Origin of the sequence: Lentzea kentuckyensis (assembly GCF_002150765.1) — a bacterium.
GTDB lineage: Bacteria > Actinomycetota > Actinomycetes > Mycobacteriales > Pseudonocardiaceae > Lentzea > Lentzea kentuckyensis.
On record NZ_MUYM01000043.1, the window covers coordinates 106,801 to 121,990 of the forward strand.

General features: G+C 70.0%; 17 protein-coding genes. 4 read left to right on the forward strand and 13 right to left on the reverse strand.

Annotated features, from left to right (window positions below; all coding sequences use genetic code 11):
* The 3 genes from B0F77_RS21470 to B0F77_RS49920 form a co-directional block, all read right to left on the reverse strand.
* Complete coding sequence (locus B0F77_RS21470) at positions 1 to 753, reverse strand: class I SAM-dependent methyltransferase (protein ID WP_086664789.1); 753 nt, start codon at positions 751 to 753, stop codon at positions 1 to 3.
* Positions 754 to 879: 126 nt separating this feature from the next.
* Entirely contained in the window at positions 880 to 1,443 is a 564-nt protein-coding gene (locus B0F77_RS48015) for a tetratricopeptide repeat protein (protein WP_245848519.1), read from the reverse strand.
* The gene (locus tag B0F77_RS49920; protein WP_245848504.1) at positions 1,326 to 3,164 is read right to left on the reverse strand and encodes an NB-ARC domain-containing protein; all 1,839 of its coding nucleotides are present in this window, start codon (positions 3,162 to 3,164) and stop codon (positions 1,326 to 1,328) included. Before B0F77_RS49920 ends, B0F77_RS48015 begins: the two co-directional genes overlap by 118 nt.
* 201 nt (positions 3,165 to 3,365) lie before the next feature.
* Between B0F77_RS49920 and B0F77_RS21480 the strand changes: the two genes are divergently transcribed.
* A complete protein-coding gene (locus tag B0F77_RS21480) occupies positions 3,366 to 3,704 on the forward strand; it encodes an SH3 domain-containing protein (protein ID WP_086664732.1) in 339 nt (112 codons plus the stop codon).
* Positions 3,705 to 3,753: 49 nt separating this feature from the next.
* Here the strand turns inward: B0F77_RS21480 and B0F77_RS21485 are convergent, their stop codons facing one another.
* Positions 3,754 to 4,398 (reverse strand): TetR/AcrR family transcriptional regulator, encoded by a 645-nt coding sequence (locus B0F77_RS21485; RefSeq protein WP_086664733.1) that lies wholly within the window; start codon positions 4,396 to 4,398, stop codon positions 3,754 to 3,756.
* Positions 4,399 to 4,558: 160 nt separating this feature from the next.
* Here B0F77_RS21485 and B0F77_RS21490 point away from each other — a divergent pair, with 160 nt between their 5' ends.
* Positions 4,559 to 5,824, forward strand: coding sequence for a PQQ-binding-like beta-propeller repeat protein (locus tag B0F77_RS21490; RefSeq protein WP_086664734.1), 1,266 nt, complete (start codon positions 4,559 to 4,561; stop codon positions 5,822 to 5,824).
* Positions 5,825 to 5,865: 41 nt separating this feature from the next.
* Here the strand turns inward: B0F77_RS21490 and B0F77_RS21495 are convergent, their stop codons facing one another.
* The 9 genes from B0F77_RS21495 to B0F77_RS21535 all read right to left on the reverse strand — a co-directional run bounded on the left by B0F77_RS21495 (position 5,866) and on the right by B0F77_RS21535 (position 12,494).
* Positions 5,866 to 6,582: a GvpL/GvpF family gas vesicle protein gene (locus tag B0F77_RS21495; RefSeq protein WP_086664735.1), complete on the reverse strand. Its 717-nt coding sequence runs from the start codon at positions 6,580 to 6,582 to the stop codon at positions 5,866 to 5,868.
* The gene (gvpJ, locus tag B0F77_RS21500) at positions 6,579 to 6,941 is read right to left on the reverse strand and encodes a gas vesicle protein GvpJ (RefSeq protein ID WP_086664736.1); all 363 of its coding nucleotides are present in this window, start codon (positions 6,939 to 6,941) and stop codon (positions 6,579 to 6,581) included. The genes B0F77_RS21495 and gvpJ (B0F77_RS21500) overlap by 4 nt, the downstream gene beginning before the upstream one ends.
* A complete protein-coding gene (locus B0F77_RS21505) occupies positions 6,938 to 7,207 on the reverse strand; it encodes a gas vesicle protein K (protein WP_086664737.1) in 270 nt (89 codons plus the stop codon). The genes gvpJ (B0F77_RS21500) and B0F77_RS21505 overlap by 4 nt, the downstream gene beginning before the upstream one ends.
* Entirely contained in the window at positions 7,204 to 7,365 is a 162-nt protein-coding gene (gene gvpJ / locus B0F77_RS21510) for a gas vesicle protein GvpJ (RefSeq protein WP_086664738.1), read from the reverse strand. The genes B0F77_RS21505 and gvpJ (B0F77_RS21510) overlap by 4 nt, the downstream gene beginning before the upstream one ends.
* The gene (locus tag B0F77_RS21515) at positions 7,358 to 8,035 is read right to left on the reverse strand and encodes a GvpL/GvpF family gas vesicle protein (RefSeq protein ID WP_086664739.1); all 678 of its coding nucleotides are present in this window, start codon (positions 8,033 to 8,035) and stop codon (positions 7,358 to 7,360) included. The genes gvpJ (B0F77_RS21510) and B0F77_RS21515 overlap by 8 nt, the downstream gene beginning before the upstream one ends.
* Positions 8,032 to 8,337, reverse strand: coding sequence for a gas vesicle protein (locus B0F77_RS21520; protein WP_086664791.1), 306 nt, complete (start codon positions 8,335 to 8,337; stop codon positions 8,032 to 8,034). Before B0F77_RS21520 ends, B0F77_RS21515 begins: the two co-directional genes overlap by 4 nt.
* Positions 8,338 to 8,351: 14 nt before the next feature.
* Complete coding sequence (locus B0F77_RS21525; RefSeq protein ID WP_245848506.1) at positions 8,352 to 8,654, reverse strand: gas vesicle protein GvpO; 303 nt, start codon at positions 8,652 to 8,654, stop codon at positions 8,352 to 8,354.
* A gap of 94 nt (positions 8,655 to 8,748) precedes the next feature.
* Entirely contained in the window at positions 8,749 to 11,718 is a 2,970-nt protein-coding gene (locus B0F77_RS21530) for a beta-L-arabinofuranosidase domain-containing protein (protein ID WP_158102784.1), read from the reverse strand.
* 98 nt (positions 11,719 to 11,816) lie between these two features.
* The gene (locus tag B0F77_RS21535; protein ID WP_086664742.1) at positions 11,817 to 12,494 is read right to left on the reverse strand and encodes a GntR family transcriptional regulator; all 678 of its coding nucleotides are present in this window, start codon (positions 12,492 to 12,494) and stop codon (positions 11,817 to 11,819) included.
* 132 nt (positions 12,495 to 12,626) lie between these two features.
* Between B0F77_RS21535 and B0F77_RS21540 the strand changes: the two genes are divergently transcribed.
* Together B0F77_RS21540 and B0F77_RS21545 are read left to right on the forward strand one after the other, a co-directional pair.
* Complete coding sequence (locus B0F77_RS21540) at positions 12,627 to 14,702, forward strand: hypothetical protein (protein ID WP_086664743.1); 2,076 nt, start codon at positions 12,627 to 12,629, stop codon at positions 14,700 to 14,702.
* The gene (locus tag B0F77_RS21545; protein ID WP_211293913.1) at positions 14,683 to 15,144 is read left to right on the forward strand and encodes an NUDIX hydrolase; all 462 of its coding nucleotides are present in this window, start codon (positions 14,683 to 14,685) and stop codon (positions 15,142 to 15,144) included. The genes B0F77_RS21540 and B0F77_RS21545 overlap by 20 nt, the downstream gene beginning before the upstream one ends.
* Positions 15,145 to 15,190: the final 46 nt, after the last annotated feature.

Below are 15,190 nucleotides of genomic sequence, written 5' to 3' on the forward strand. Positions count from 1 at the left end.
TCAGGGTTGCCTGCGCGCCAGCAAGGTGAACGTGTTCGGCAGCCGTCCGCGCCACGCCGCCGCGTCGAGCGCGCCCCACCGGTAGAACGGTTCCGGGTGCTCCGCCACGTGCCGCAGCTCCAGCCCCGCTCCTAGGACCGCGGTGATGATCTCGCCGAGCGTCGCCTGGTACTCCACCGCGCCGTTGGCGGGGAACGAGTCGTTGACGTGTGAGCGCTCGAAGTAGCCGCGGTCCGGCCGGATCCTGGGCTCGTCCTCGTCCCACGTCCACAACGGCACCATCGGATGCGCCTCGTGCACGAACAGGTGACCGCCCGGTCGCAGCAGGCGGGCGGCGTCAGCGGCCCACGCTGCCAGGTCCGGCATCCAGATCAGCGCGCCCTTGCCGGTGTAGACGAGGTCGGCGCACCCGTCGCGCAACGGCGCACCCGGCAGCGCGGCCACCACGTACCGGCACCGCACGCCCAGCTCGTCCGCCCTGCGTTGCGCCGCGGTGGCCGCGACCTCGCTGAAGTCGACGCCGACGACCTGCCGGGCGCCGTGCGCGATCAGGTCGACGTCGTCCAGTCCGTGGCCGCTCTGCAGGTGCACCACAGCGGGCGCGGACGCCAGCAGAGGCCGCAGCAGGGCGAGCTCGCACTCGACCAGCGACGAGGTGTTCCTGGCCTGTTCGAGCAGCTCCTCGTGTTCGTGAACGTACTTCCGCGACGCCGTTTCCCACGCGATCCGGTTGTGCCTGGTGCTGGAGTCCACGATCACCACTGTGGCCGGGCCGGCTCCTGCGGTCCACCGAATTGCGGATCAGTGCGCGAAGCCGCCAGCGTCGTGTGACCTTCCCGCGCGAGCCGCTGGAACCGCACCGCGTCGACCGTCCCGGGCTCAAACCTTGCCGGCGAACAGAACTTCGCGCTGCCGGACGCGCACCCGCTCCGCCTCGCGAGTGCGGTGCTGGGAACGGAACAGCTCCAGCGCCTCCTGCCACGCCTCCCTGGCACCGTCGCGCGCTCCCATGGCGGCGTAGGCGTCACCCAGCCTGGCCAGTGTGCGAGCGACCTGGAACGGGTGGTCGATGGCACGGTAGAGGTTCAACGCCTCCCGGTAGTGCTCGGCGGCGGACTCGTGCTCGCCGCCGTGGTGGTGGCTGTAGCCCAGACTGTCCAGCGTCGCGGCCTCGCCGACGTGGTTGCCGTGCCGGCGGTGCAGTTCCAGAGCTTCCCGGCAATGTCTTCGCGCCGTGTCGTGGTCACCGACGCGGGCCGCGTACCAGCCCGCGTCGTTGAGGGCGAAGGCCTCCCAGACGGGGTTGCCGAGCGTGCGGAACAGCTTCAGGGCGTGGCGGGCGTGGGCCAGCGCCCGCCGGTCGTCGCCCCGTTCCTCCCAGGCGCCCGCGAGGTCGTGGTGGGTGGTCGCGATGGCGACGACGTCTCCCTGCCGCTCGGCCAGGTCGAGGGCGCGGCGCAGGTGCCACACTCCCTCCTCCGCGCGCTGTGCGTCGACGTAGGCGTTGCCCGCGTAGCGATGCACGACCGCGCGCTCGCGTTCGTCCAGGTGGCCGGCGACGGCCAGCGCCGCCTCCCACGTGGCGATCCGGTGGGACAGCTGACCGGGCGATATGTGTACGTGTGCAGCACCCACGCCATGCGCCACACGACGTCGTGCCAGCCCCTCTCCTGCGCCGCGTGCTGGGCGGCCAGCAGACTCTGGTGCTCGTCGTCCAACCACGCGAGCGCGGCGGTGGCGTCGGCGGGCAGGTCCGCGTGGTGCGGGGTCACCTCGGGGAACACCACCTGGCGCGGGCGGTGTGGAGCCAGCAGCCGATCGGCGGCGTGGCCGGTCGCGAGCTGGAAATCGGTCAGGCGCCGCAACGCCGGCTCCGGTGTTCCCGGCAGACAGGTCGCCGCGTACTGCCGGACGAGGTCGTGCAGCGCGTACCGGTCCCGGGCGCTTCGCGTGACCAGCGACGCCTCGGTCAGGCCGCGCAACGCCTTGCGGACCCCGGCGGGTCGCAGCGCGGTCAGGTTGACCACCGACGCGAGCCCGATGTCCTGGCCGGGAGCGACGCCGAGGTGGGCGAAGACGAACCGTTCTTCCTCGGTGAGCGCCCGGCACGACCACGAGAGAACGGCGGGCAGGCTGGCAGCCGGGTCGTCGTTCTCGAAGGCGCCGAGGCCGAGATCGCGCAGTTCCGCGGCGAACGCGGCGAGCGGCACGCGCGGACTGGCCGCCGCTCTCGCCGCGAACACCGCCAGCGCGAGCGGAAACCCGCCGCACAACCTGATCAGCTCCGCCGTCGCGACTGGTTCCGCCGCCGGTCTCGCCACGCCGAGATGCCTTTCCAGCAACGCACGTGCCTGGTCGTCGCCGAGCGGATCGACGGCGAGGTGGTGCGCGCCCACCGCGGTGACCACACCGGTCAGCACCCGGCGACTGGTGACGACGGCCGCACACGAACCCGCGCCGGGCAGCAACGGCAGCACCTGAGCCGTGTCGGAGGCGTTGTCCAGCACGACGAGCACGCGTTTGCCGGCCAGCAGGCTGCGGTAAAGACCTTGCTGTGCCGGGGAATCCGCCGGAAGGTCGGCCGCGGCGACCCCCAGCGCCCGCAGGAAACCGCCCAGCACCACCGAAGGATCCATCGGCGGGCCGTCGGGACCGAACCCGCGCAGGTCCGCGAACAGCTGCCCGTCCGGAAAGTCGCCGGCGGCGCGGTGGGCCCAGTGCAGGGCGAGCGAGGTCTTGCCGATGCCACCCGCACCGGACAGCACCGTGACGCCCGCGCCGCACTCCCCGAGCACCGCCAGCTCCGCGGCGCGACCGGTGAACCGTCCCGACGCGGGCGGAAGCTGGCGCGGTACCGGTGTCACGACGGAATCCTCGCGAACCGGCTCGGCGGCGCGGCGCGGGTTGACGAACCCGAGCTCGGCGTCGGAGGCGTTCCCGAGGATCGCCCGGAACGCCTCGCGGTACCGGGCGTTGGGCCACCGGATCACACCACGTTCCAGCTTCGCCACGTAGTGCGCGTCCAGCTCCACCTTCCTGCCGTGGCGCGTCCAGAGATGGGCGTTCGCCAGCTCGGCCAGTTCGTGGCGGGACAGTCGCTCCCCCGCGTGTCGTCTCGACTCCGTCCGTTCACGAGCAGCGCGCAACAGCTCGTTCTCCCCCATTTACCGCGGACCTCCCCCTGTCGCGGCACCCCAGGCCAACCAGCCTCGGCAGGCCGGGACGGGTTGTCAACCGCGAGGGGAGGAATCAGCGGCCGAATCCTCCCCGGTTTCCTCCCTCCGCCACGGCGCCCGGCGCGGCCAGAGTGGTCGGCACGGCCCCGGAACTGGCCGGGGACGAGCAAGGATGGGGGAAGGAAAACCATGTCTGGTAACAACTTCCTGGTGCGCACGGCGACGTTCGCCGCGGCGGCGCTGATGGCGCTGGGTGTCGGCGTCACGGCCGCTCAGGCCGCACCCTCCGCCGCCGGCACGGGTGAGGTGTCCGTGGCGGCCGACTGCAACTACGTGGTCGTCGCGACCAGGACGTCCATCCGCAGCGGCCCCGGCACGTCGTACCCCGTCGTGCGCACCAAGGTGAAGGGCGAGCACCTGACCGGACCTGCCACGTGCGTGCCCGTCAACAACGCGTGGTGGGAGGTGTACCTGAGCACCGGCGGCTACGGCTACGCCCCGAAGGCGGACCTCCGCTACACCGGCTGACCGTCCACATCGGACCGTCCGGGGCGACCCGGGCGGTCCTTCGCCGTGCTCACGTGGCGATCTGGTACCTGCCGAGCACCATCTGGGCCAGTTCGTCCGCGACCTCGTCCAGCGTCGCGTCGACCCAGCCGACGACCCAGTCGTGCATGAGCCCGTTGACGGCACCGATGATGGCCGCCGCGGTGATCCGGTAGTTGCCCGGCGGGATCTCCCCGCGGCTGACCGCCTCCGCCGCGAGCCGGTTGATCAACTCCACCCAGATGGCGCGGCGTTCGAGGCGCTGGCGGTCCATCCGCGGGCTGACGCCGACCACCTCGACGTAGGCGATGCGGGCGTGGCGCAGGTCGGCACAGGCGCCCTTCACGTAGGCGTGCACCATCGCGGGCAACGACTCGGCCAGGGTCAGGTGCCCGAGCGCGGGCAGCGCGGCGGCGACCGCCTGGCCCGCCACGTCGTTGACGTACAGGTGCAGGTCGGCCAGCAGGTCTTCCAGGGTCCGGTACTCCTCGTAGAACTGCCTGCTCGACAGCCCGGCGGCCTTGCAGAGATCACCCAGGCGGGTGCCCCGGTAGCCCGGCTCCGCGCCGAACGTCTCCAGGCCGGCCGCCCGGAACCGCCCGCGCCGCTCGTCCCGGCGCTGCGCCGCGTCCTTGCCCCCGTAACGGCCTTCCGCCGGCGTGATCCTGCCTGCCATCGCGCCTCCAGCGGAGCTGCGGACCGGTTTTCTCCACTGGTCTTGTGGCTGGCATCACACCAGCCTACTATCCAGTAGCCAAGATCTGAACTTGGCCAAGTTCAGATTTCCCCTGCGGCATGCGCCTTCCCAGCCGGCGCCCACCTCACTCGGAGATGCCATGTCCGACCCTGCCCGGAAAGCCCGCGGAAGCGCTCTCAGGCGCCGTCGCCTCATCCACGCCGCCGCCACGGCGGCAGTGCTCGCCGCCTGCGTCACCGCCCCGGCCGCCTCCGCGGCGCCGTTGCGGGAGGTGATGTTCGTCGGCAACAACTGGGACGGCACCGCCGACGTCATCAAGTCCACCGGTGACTTCGCCAAGATCGGCCGGCTCAACGTCATCCCGGACAAGGACGCGCGGCTGACCGAGATCTACCTCAACCCGATCAAGCTGGCGTTCTTCCTCGGCATCCGGTCGGGCCCCGGCGAGGGGCACGACCAGTTCGTCGACGACATGTACGCCACCCCCGACGGCACGGCCATGGTCGTCTCGCGGCCCAGCTTCGCCGACGTGGTCTCCCTCGACCTGGCCACCGGGAAGATCAAGTGGCGGTTCCCGGTGTCGGGCTTCCGGTCCGACCACATGGCCGTCTCCCCGGACGGCACCAGGATCGCGGTCTCGGCGTCGACCTCCAACACCGTGCACGTGCTGGACATCAACACCGGCCAGCAGCTCGGTTCGTTCAAGACCGGTGACAAGCCGCACGAGAACGTCTTCACCAACGGCGGCCGGTACATCTGGAACATGTCGATCGGCGAGGTCAACAACAACTTCGACGCGCCGTGGCAGGACTTCATGAAGGGCGACCGGCACATCACCGTCGTCGACGCCACGACGTTCCAGATCGTCCGGACCATCGACATGCGCGGCAAGCTGGACGCCTACGGCCGCAAGGACCTGTCCAACGCCGTGCGCCCGGCGATGTTCAGCCCGGACTTCTCGAAGCTGTACTTCCAGGTGTCGTTCTTCAACGGCTTCGTCGAGTACGACGTCGCCACCGACAAGGTCACGCGGGTCAAGACCCTGCCGAAGAACTCCAACACCAGCGACGACCGCACCACGTACGTCAACGACTCGCGCCACCACGGCCTGTCGATGAGCCCGGACGGCAGCAAGCTGTGCGTCGCCGGGACGATGGACGACTACGCCACCGTCGTCGACCGCGACACCCTGCAGGAAGGCCCGCTCGTCACGGCCTCCAAGCCGTACTGGGCCACCGTGAGCGGCGACGGCCGCGCGTGCGTCATCTCCGAGAGCGGCTCCGACCAGGTGACCGCGATCGACTTCGGCACCGGCCAGAAGGTCGTCTCCGTGCCAGTCGGTGACCACCCGCAGCGCGTTCGCGTCGCCCGCATCTCAGCGGACTGGACCGGCCCGACCCGCTGATCACGACCGGTCGTGGGGCGGACGCGCCTCCGCCCCACGACCTACCAACCCCACCGCGACGTCGGTCGGTCCTCGTTCCGTTGCGCGTTTCGCGGTGCCAGATCGAGGAAGTGGAACGCGGGCAGCGGGCCGGTGCACGTCGCCACGGCGTCGGCGTCGCCCAGTCCGGCGACCGCGTTCCGCACGGCCTCGACCCGGTCCAGCGGCACGAGAAACGCGCGGACCTCCTCGGTGTGTTCCGGCGCGGTGGCCACCGCCACCGACCGTGCCAGCGCTGACACCGGTGCGAGGATCACGTCGGCCTGCTTTTCGCGCCAGGCGACGATTTCCCGCGCGATCAGCTCGCCCTGCGCGATGGTGGAGGTCAGGTCGCCACCCCGTCCGGTGAACGTCCCCTTGGTGTGGACGGCGCGCAGCGCGGTGTCCTCGTCGAACACCAGGCGCACGTGCATCTCCGCGACTCCGTCGAGCCGTTCGAGGTTGTGCCGCAACACCGACGGCCCCAGCGCGAGCACGGCGGCGCGGGCGGCGGCCTCGTCCACCGCGGTCGTGCCGATCCGCAACGGCAGCACCGGCCCGCCCGGCAGCAGCGCGCACAACGCGGCCAGGTGCGCGGTGGCCTCCTGTTCGGTCAGCCCGTGGTCCGCGGGCCGGGCGCTGACCACGACGGCGTTCTCGTCCAGGCCGAGCAGCCGGAACGGCGACCCCTCCGGCAGCCGGTGCCCCGCCCGCACCACGCCGTGCAGGTACAGGCTCACGACTGGGGTTCCTCCACCGGGGCGGGTGCCGGCGTGACCATGGCGGGCGCGGGCGTGACCACGGCGGGAGTGACCATGGCCGGGACCGCCGAGGCCAGCAGGCCGTAGGTGCCGCCGATGCCCTGCGCGGCGGGCGGTGACGTCACCAGGCCGCGGCGGGCGGCCTCCAGCCGTTGCATCGCCTCCAGATAACGGATGTAGGTGTCGACGCTCGCGATCACGACCTTGATGTCGATGCTCAGGATCTCGATGCCGATCAGCGAGACCTTCACCGACGCGTCGATCACGAGTCCCTTGTCCAGCAGGACGTTCAGCACGTCGGCGAGTCCGCCGGAGTTCGGGATGGCTGGTGCGGTCACGGTGATGTCCTCTCTTGGTGCGACAGGCCCGCGATGTCGACCGGAAGCCGGACACCGGACGTGTCGGGATCTCCGAGTGCTTCGCGCAACGCCGCGAACTGGCGCTGCAGCGAGATCAGGGCCTGACCGAGGTTCTCCACCTCCTGCGCGGTGAGGGTGCCCGCGTCCACCCGGCGCAGCGCCTGACGCTCGAGCAGTTCACACACGATCTCCAGCACGGCCACCACGATCCGGCCCAGGCCGCGGCCCGCGTCCTGCGCGCTCATCGGACGTCGCCACCGATGCCGACCAGCAGCAACCTCAGGTCGAGCCGGATCAGTTCCACGCCCGCCAGCGTGATCACCACGTCGCCGCGCACGACCGCACCCCGGTGCACGACCCGGTCGAGCAGGTCGACCAGACTCGCAGTGCCGTGCTCAGGCATCGGCGAACTCCACCTTCGTGAACGAGTACGGCGGCCACGGACCGGTGATCTCCACTGACAGCCCCAGTTCCGCGGTCAGCCGGGCCAGCTCGGCGTGGAACCCGTCCTCGTCGCCGACCAGATACGCCGCTTCCAGCAGCAGATCGCGACTGAGGTCACGGCACGCGCTCTCGTCCGCCCGTTCGCTCAGCGCCTGGTGCAGTGTCGCGGCGGAACGGCGGGCGAGGTCGGCGTCGACGAGCCGCTGACGGCGCAGCGTCAGGTAGGCCGTTCCGGACACCGCGTCCAGCTGCACCGGTTCCCGTTGCACCGCACGCACCTTGACTCCCCACTCCTGTCGTCCCTCTACGCGGCTCAGCCAGGCCGACACCTCCTCGTGGCGAGCGGCGAGCAGCCGCACGGCCGCGTCGACGCCGTCGAGGACGGTGCCGAACCGCAGCGGCAGCACCGGTGCGTGGCGGAACACCGCACGCACCACGGCGTCGTGGTAGCGGGCCAGCACGGCCAGCGGACTGTCCTCGGTGGGCTCCTCGACATCGAGTCCGGCGAACCGCTGCAGCTCGACCTCGGCCACGACGAGAGCCAGCCCGCGATGGCCGATCAGCCAGGGTCCGGCGAGATCGACCGGCTGATCTCTGGTGATCGCGTAGGCGTACAGACCGCGGCTCATCGTCGCCCGTCCGCCACGGCCTGCTCCAGCTGCGCGACGCGGTCGCGCAGCACGGCGTTCTGGCGGGCGAGCTCGTTCGTCTCACTCGCCGGTTCCACCGCTTTCGGCGTGAAGAACGGGTCGTTCGTCCACCAGTCCATCCCCATCTCACGCGCGGTTTGCGCGGAGGCGATGAACAACCGCACCCGCAGTGTGAGCAGTTCGATGTCCACCACACAGACGGCTATGTCCCCGACGATCACCACACCTTTGTCCAGGACGCGTTCCAGCGTGTCGGCGAGCGAACCGGATCTGTTGTCCACGAAGAACCATCCCGTCACATATCGGTCGTTCCACGGGTGTAGCGCCTGAGCCGTTCGCAACCGCACAACTCACCGGCGGCGTCGATGTCGACTCGATAGGTCGCGATGATGCTGGTGGTGGCCGGAATTCGTTCGAGCTCGACGACGTCGACCAGCACCGACCAACCGCCGTCCGGCACAGCGCGAATCCCCGAAACGGCTTCGGGGGTCCTGCCGATCAGAGCACTGAACTGCTCCGTTGCGACTCGAATTGCCAATACCGCGGTAAGTTTTTCAGGTTTTCCGGACGACGAACTTTCATTCGATTCGACGGCCACTCTCCCGATCTTAGGCATAACCGAGAGACCAGCAAAAGATCGAGCTTTCGAATCAATCGAACATTGGGCCGTCCGCGCCAGTCGAATGGCCGGTTCAGGGGCGCAGGCTCTCCTCGGCCCGCATGGCCGCGTCGATCACGGCCTGGCGGTCGTGCCGGGTGAACCGGCCGCGCCGCTGCCACTCCCCCGACACGTCCCTGACCTGCCGGACGAACCGGTCGTGGTGCGGGAACGGCGCCGCCTGCCAGACGCGGTCGAGGAACGAGAAGCCCTCGTCGTCCACCGACTCGTTCGACACACCGGAATCGGCCGACCCGAACACCACGGTCGGCTCCAGCCGCTTGAAGTACAGGTGGTGCGCGTCGTCGGCGGCGATGTAGAGCGGCCGCAGCGTGTGGCCGTGCGTGGCGAAGAAGTTGGGCTGCCCCAGCGGGCTGACCGCCGCGCGGAGGTCGCCGTCGAGCTTGAGGTGCCGGTAGAACGAGAACGTCCGCCACGTCCGCGAGTCGTTCAGCGCGGGCAGCACCAGCGGGCCGTAGAGCAGGCTCTGCACGGCCGGGTCGTCCAGCGCCCGTTCGACGCGCAGGCTGAACGGCATCGTGATCTCGATCCGGTCGCCGGGCCACCAGAACCGGTTGAGGCTGAGGTACGTGCCGGGCACGGCCTTCGCGTGCTGCACGACACCGTTGATCCGCACCGTGAAGCCCTTGCGGACCCAGCCCGGCACCCTGAGCCTGATCTCCAGCCGGCCCCGCCCCGAGACGGTCAGCGTGCTCTTCTGCTCGCGCGGGAAGTCCGTCTGCTGGGTGATGGTGAAGCCGTCCCACTTCAGGGTGGAGGCGATGTAGAGGTTGACGTAGAGGGTCCCGCCGCCGGCCGACCGGAAGTAGATCGTGTCCTGGTACTTGGTGTGGTTCTCCAGTCCGGTGCCGCCGCAGCACGTGCCGAGGTTGCCGAACCCCCTGGTGGCACCGGGATGCGCCGGCAGGAAGTAGGTCACCATCGGTTCGACGTCGCTGTCCGCGTCCTGCCGGGAACCGAGGATGTGGTTCACCAGACCGCGTTCGTAGTAGTCCATGAACGCGGCGTCCGGCTTGTGGCAGAACAGGTTCCTGGTCAGCTTCAGCAGGTTGTAGGTGGAGCAGGTCTCGCCGCCGCCGCTGTCCGGTTCCGTCTCCGGCCGGGTCTGGTAGGTGAGCGATCCGGCGATGTCGCCGCGCGGCTGGAAGAGCTCGGCGTTGGTGTTCGCGGGGTAACCGTCGGCCGCCGCGTACTGGCCGCCGGCCGAGCCGTGGCTGAACATGCGGTGCGGCACCACCATGTGCCAGAAGTTCTCCGCCGCCGTGAAGTAGTCCCGTTCGGCGGTGTTCTGCTCGAAGACGCGCAGGTAGCCCAGGAACTGCGGCACGTGCTGGTTCACGTGGATGCCCCGCAGCACATCGCGGTTCTCCACCGCCGCGGGGAACACCGTGCGGCGGTTGTCGAAGCACTTGGCCGTGGCGAGATAACCGGCCCTGCGGTCGCGGTCGGGTTCGAGTGCGGCGAGATGGGCCATGTTCTCGTTCATGCCGCCGTACTCGCCGGCGATGTGCAGCGACCACATCCGGTTCAGCCGGTCACGATCCACTGTGGACAACCGGCCGCGCACCCAGTCGCCCACCTTGCGGGCGATCTCCAACGCCCGCGCGTTGCCCGCCAGGTGGTACGCGTCGAGCAGGCCCCGCACGATCTTGTGCAGCGTGTAGTAGGGCGCCCAGATGCCGGCGCCGCTGTAGTTCGTGAACTCCTCCAGCCGGATGAACTGGGCCTCGGTGTACGCCGAGAGGAAGCCGGGGTGCCGCCGCCCGTCGGTGGCGCCGAAGAACTCGGCGTGGTTGCCCCGCCCCGACGAGTCCACAACGGACGGACCGGGGCTCTCGTCGAACCGGTACCAGGCCACCAGGTCCGCGGTGCCCGCCGCGCCGGCGTGCTGTGCCACGGCCGCCACCTCGGCGGCGGTGAGCGCGCGGCCGAGGAGCTGGAACTCGTCGATCGTACCGTTGAGGAACTTGATGTTGGCCTTCGGGAACTGGGCCCGGCCGATCCAGTTGGCGGTGGTGTCGCCGAGGTCGGCGGGGCTGAGGCCGAGGGTGCCGGTACCGGCGGCGACTCCGTCGACGTAGATGGTGCCCACGTTGCCCGCCTTGGTGATGGCGACGTGCGTCCACCGACCGGCGGCCAGCTGTGTCGTGGCGTCGATGCGTTGCTCGCCACCGCTGCCACTGGTGGTGATCGCGAACCGCGGGCCACCGCTCGACGTGTGGGCGGTGAGGTACATCCGGGTCTGCGAGTCGGCGGCGCTGTCGCCGGGCCGGCCGAAGTCGAAGATCCGCGCGTCGGCGTCGCGCACCGCCAGGTTCACCCAGGTGGCCACCGTGAAGTCGGTCAGGCCCTTCGTGATGCCGGCGGGCAGCTTCAGGTGGTCGGCGTCGCCGGTGACGTGCCCGTTCGGCGTGCCGGTCAGCCGCACCGCGGTGCCGGACCGTCCAGGCACCCTGGGGGTCGACCTGCGGGCCGCCGCGGCCAGCGCGTCCTGGCACTCACCCAGAGCCGTGACCAGGTAGTCGAGCTTGTCCTTGAAGATCCGTTCACCGGTGGAGGCGTAGGACTGCGCCAGCAGCGTCAGGAAGTGGCCGGTGTAGTGGCCGCGCAGGTTTCCGTCCGGCGTCTCCCAGCTGCCGATCGGTTCGGCACCCCGGTGGCCCAGACCCGCATTCACGCGGAAACTGCGCAACATCCGGTCGGGACCGCGCCGGTCGTCCCGGACGCCGTTCATGACGCTCGGCCCGTACTCGCGGGCGAAGTGCAGCAGCCGGTCCCGCTTCTCCCGGAACACGCTGTCGCCGAGCGTCACCTGATCCAGTTCGAACGGCCGGACGACCCAGCTGCGCGGACTGGGAAACCCCTGCGGCGCGGCCGAGTCCGCCTGTGCCGAAGCGGCCTGCGCCTGACCGGGGACCAGCGGAGTGGCGGCGGCCAGCGCACCGATCTGGAGAACGCGACGCCGGGAAAGATCCTTGTCCATGCTGCAGTCCCCCACCACCGTCGGCAGTAATGCCATGTGAGGTGTGCAATTTTACTGACGGCCAGTTGCCCGTCAACGACGCCGATCAGGGCAGGCGGCTACTCCGCCGGACGCCCCGCCCACTCGCGGCGGGTGTGGCCGAGGTGGGTGGTCATGAGCTTCTTCAGCTTCTTCGCGTCGCCGGCGGCGATCAGGTCGCACATCTCGACGTGCTCCTGGGCGCTGTCCACCAGCCGGCCGGACGCGACGAGGGCGGACAGCCCGTAGAGGCGGGTCTGCGCGCGGAGGTCGTCGACGATCCGCACCAGCCGGGGATTCCCGGCGGCGGCGAGCAACCGGAGGTGGAACTCGCGGTCGGCGTTGATGTAGCTGACGAGATCGCCTTCGGCCGCGGCGGCGACGATCGCGGCGGCGAGCCCGCGCAACGCGACCAGTTCCTCGTCCGTGACGTGCGGGACCGCCTCTGCGGTCGCGGTCGGTTCGAGCAGCTGGCGGATCTGGGTGATCTGGTCGAGGTCGGCCTCGGACAGCACCGTGACCCGGTACCCCTTGTTGCGCACCACTTCCACGAGCCCTTGCTTGCCCAGGTCGAGCATCGCCTCGCGGACGGGGGTGGCGGAGATGCCGAACCGCTCGGCCAGGCCGGCCGCGGAGTACAGCTCGCCGGGCCGCATCTCGCCGGAGACGATGGCCCCGCGCAACACGTTCGCGACCTCTTCCCGCACGCTCGGGCGACGTGCGAAGGACGGCAGAGCGAGGTGCCGCGGTTCCGCCATCCGGTCCTCCAGGTGCGACTCAACTCCGGAACCTTCGAATCGTACGGCTTGTTTCATCGTGACATGGCCAAGTTGGGTGTCGTATTTTACCTGTCACCGTTCGTCGGCCTGCCCCGAAGGAGCGTGTGAGTCATGCGGTTGATCAGAGTGCTCGCCGTCCTCGCGCTCGTCGCCGGATCGGTGCCGGGAACGGCCGTCGCGAGCGCCTCCCGGTTCGAGGTGGCTCCGATCGACCCCCAGCGCTGGCAGAACCAGTACGACATGACGTGGGCGGACTGGACGGACATCCCCGGCACCAGGTGGAACGACCCGCTCGCCAGGCCGACTCAGCGCGGCCTGCGGATCGCCCTGGTCGCCGTCGACTTCCCCGACCAGTCGTTCGTGATCACGCAGCCGCGCGGCAGCGATCCGTTCGGCAACCCGCAGATCGACCCGATCCCGCGGTCGGACGTGCCGCGTTTCTACCGCGACTACTACACGATCCCCAACCAGTACAACCACGGCCGCACGATCCACGAGTACTGGATGGAACAGAGCCGAGGCCGGCTCGGCGTCGGCCAGATGGACACCTTCGGCGCCTACCGGCTCCCCCGCTCGCTGTTCGAGTACGGCCTCAACGAGTGGGGCCAGACCGCGGCCTGCCCGAAAACCGCCGCCTGCAACGGAAACCTCGACAACGACGCGGACACGGCGTGGAAGGCCGACCTCGCCGCACGCGGAATCCCCTGCCCGGACAGCAAGTGCGGCTACGACGTCGTGCTGCGGGTCTACGCCGGTTACGACGAGACCAGCATCTGGCAGGAGTTCGGCGAGATGAAGTTCGACCGCAAGGAGGACATCCCCGACGAGTGGGGCCCGCCCGCGTCGGTCGACCCGGACAACACGATGCCCAACTGGGCTCCCACCCGTTACGTCGAGTGGACCTCCTGGCGGGCCGCGGCGCAGCAGTGGGGACTGTCGTCGATCCGGCAGGCGGAGAGCTCGGGAACCATCACCCACGAGATGGCCCACTACTTCTTCAACATCGGCGACAACAACAACAATCCGTTCTCCGACCGGCAGAACCCTCCCGGTCCGTTCCACCGGGCGGGCTCCGCGCCGTGGGACATGATGGACCGCGGCTCGTTCAACGGTCCTGGTGGCCACCACATGCGCTGGGTCATCCCGCCGAACATGGGCGGCTGGGCACCCGCTGGACTGATGCTGCGCAACAGGATCCACGCCGGCATCGTGCCGGCGGGCAACGTCCTGGACCTCAGCCGCGAAGCCCTCGCCCGCACCGGACTCGTCGCCGACACCGTCACCGCCCGCGCCGTCGATCCCGGTCCCGGCAGGACGTCCGGCATCAAGGTCCGCCTCGACGGCGCGGGCCGGCCCGACCGCACGCCGGACTGCGACCCCGGCACCGACCCGTTCTGCCACGGCAACACCGGCTGGGACCACTACACGCTCGAAGTCGTCGGCCGGATGGGGTTCGACTCGTTCACCCCGGACAACGGCGTCGTCATCGCCAAGAACAAGACCGGCGAGGGCAACACGTGCGGCTACAACTGCTTCAACTGGGTGGTCGACGCCAACCCGCGCGACATCGGACTCGTCGACTTCCGCCGCCCGGACGGCACCGCCGTCATGGCGTCCGTCGCCGACCACCGGCAGCTCAACGACGCGGCCTTCCACGCGGGCCTGAACTCCGGCTCCGCCTACGAGTGGGTCGACCGGGCGAACCGGCTGCACTTCTCCGTCATCGGCGTCCAGCGCGACAGCCGCGGCGTCCTCTCGTACACCCTCGCGGTGCGGTCGCTCGACGGCTCCGGCCCGCAACGCCGCAACGTCCGGCTGGGCCCGCCGGCGGTGAGCGGCCTGCAGCCCGGCCAGGCGGCGAAGTGCTCGTTCCCCCTCACCAACACCGGCCAGGCCGCCACGAACACCGGCGGTCACCCGAGTCCGGGCGCGGCGTCCAAACTGGACAACGACGTCTACCGGCTCTCGGTGTCGTCCAGCGGCCAGGGCTGGACCGCGCGATTGGACAACGCGCTGACCACCGCGGCGGCCGGGCGGACCGTCGCCGTTCCGGTCTACGTCCTGCGGACTCCTGGCGCCGCGCGCTACACCACGGTGACGCTGACCGCCAGGTCCGAAAGCGATCCCACCGTCACCCGTTCCCTCAGCTGCAAGGTGAGTGCCAGTGATGCTGAATCCGTCGGGTGAATCCGGAACGCACATGGACGAGGGCACGAACATCGTGATGATCAACTCGGCCGGGGAGGTGCTGCTGTACCTCCGTGACGACAAACCGACCATCAAGTTCCCGAACACGTGGTGCCTGCCGGGCGGCTACGTCGAGGAAGGCGAGCAGCCGCACGAGTGCATCAGGCGCGAGATCGACGAGGAGATGGGCGTGGTGCTCGACGAGCAGGCGGTGCGTCCCCTGGTCGCCGCCACCCGCTCGTACGGGATCGAGCACACCTTCTGGACCGAGATCGACCTGGACCTCGGCCGGGTCGTGCTCACCGAGGGACAACGCCTGAAGTGGTTCACCAGGGCCGAGGTCGGCGCGCACGAACTGGGCTACGAGGACAACGCGATCCTCGCGGACTTCTTCGAGCGCCGGGACCGCGGCGACCTGGTGCCGGCCGGGACGCCGCGCTGACATGAGCGTGACCGACTTCGTCGACCACCGGCCGTGAGCGGGTGAG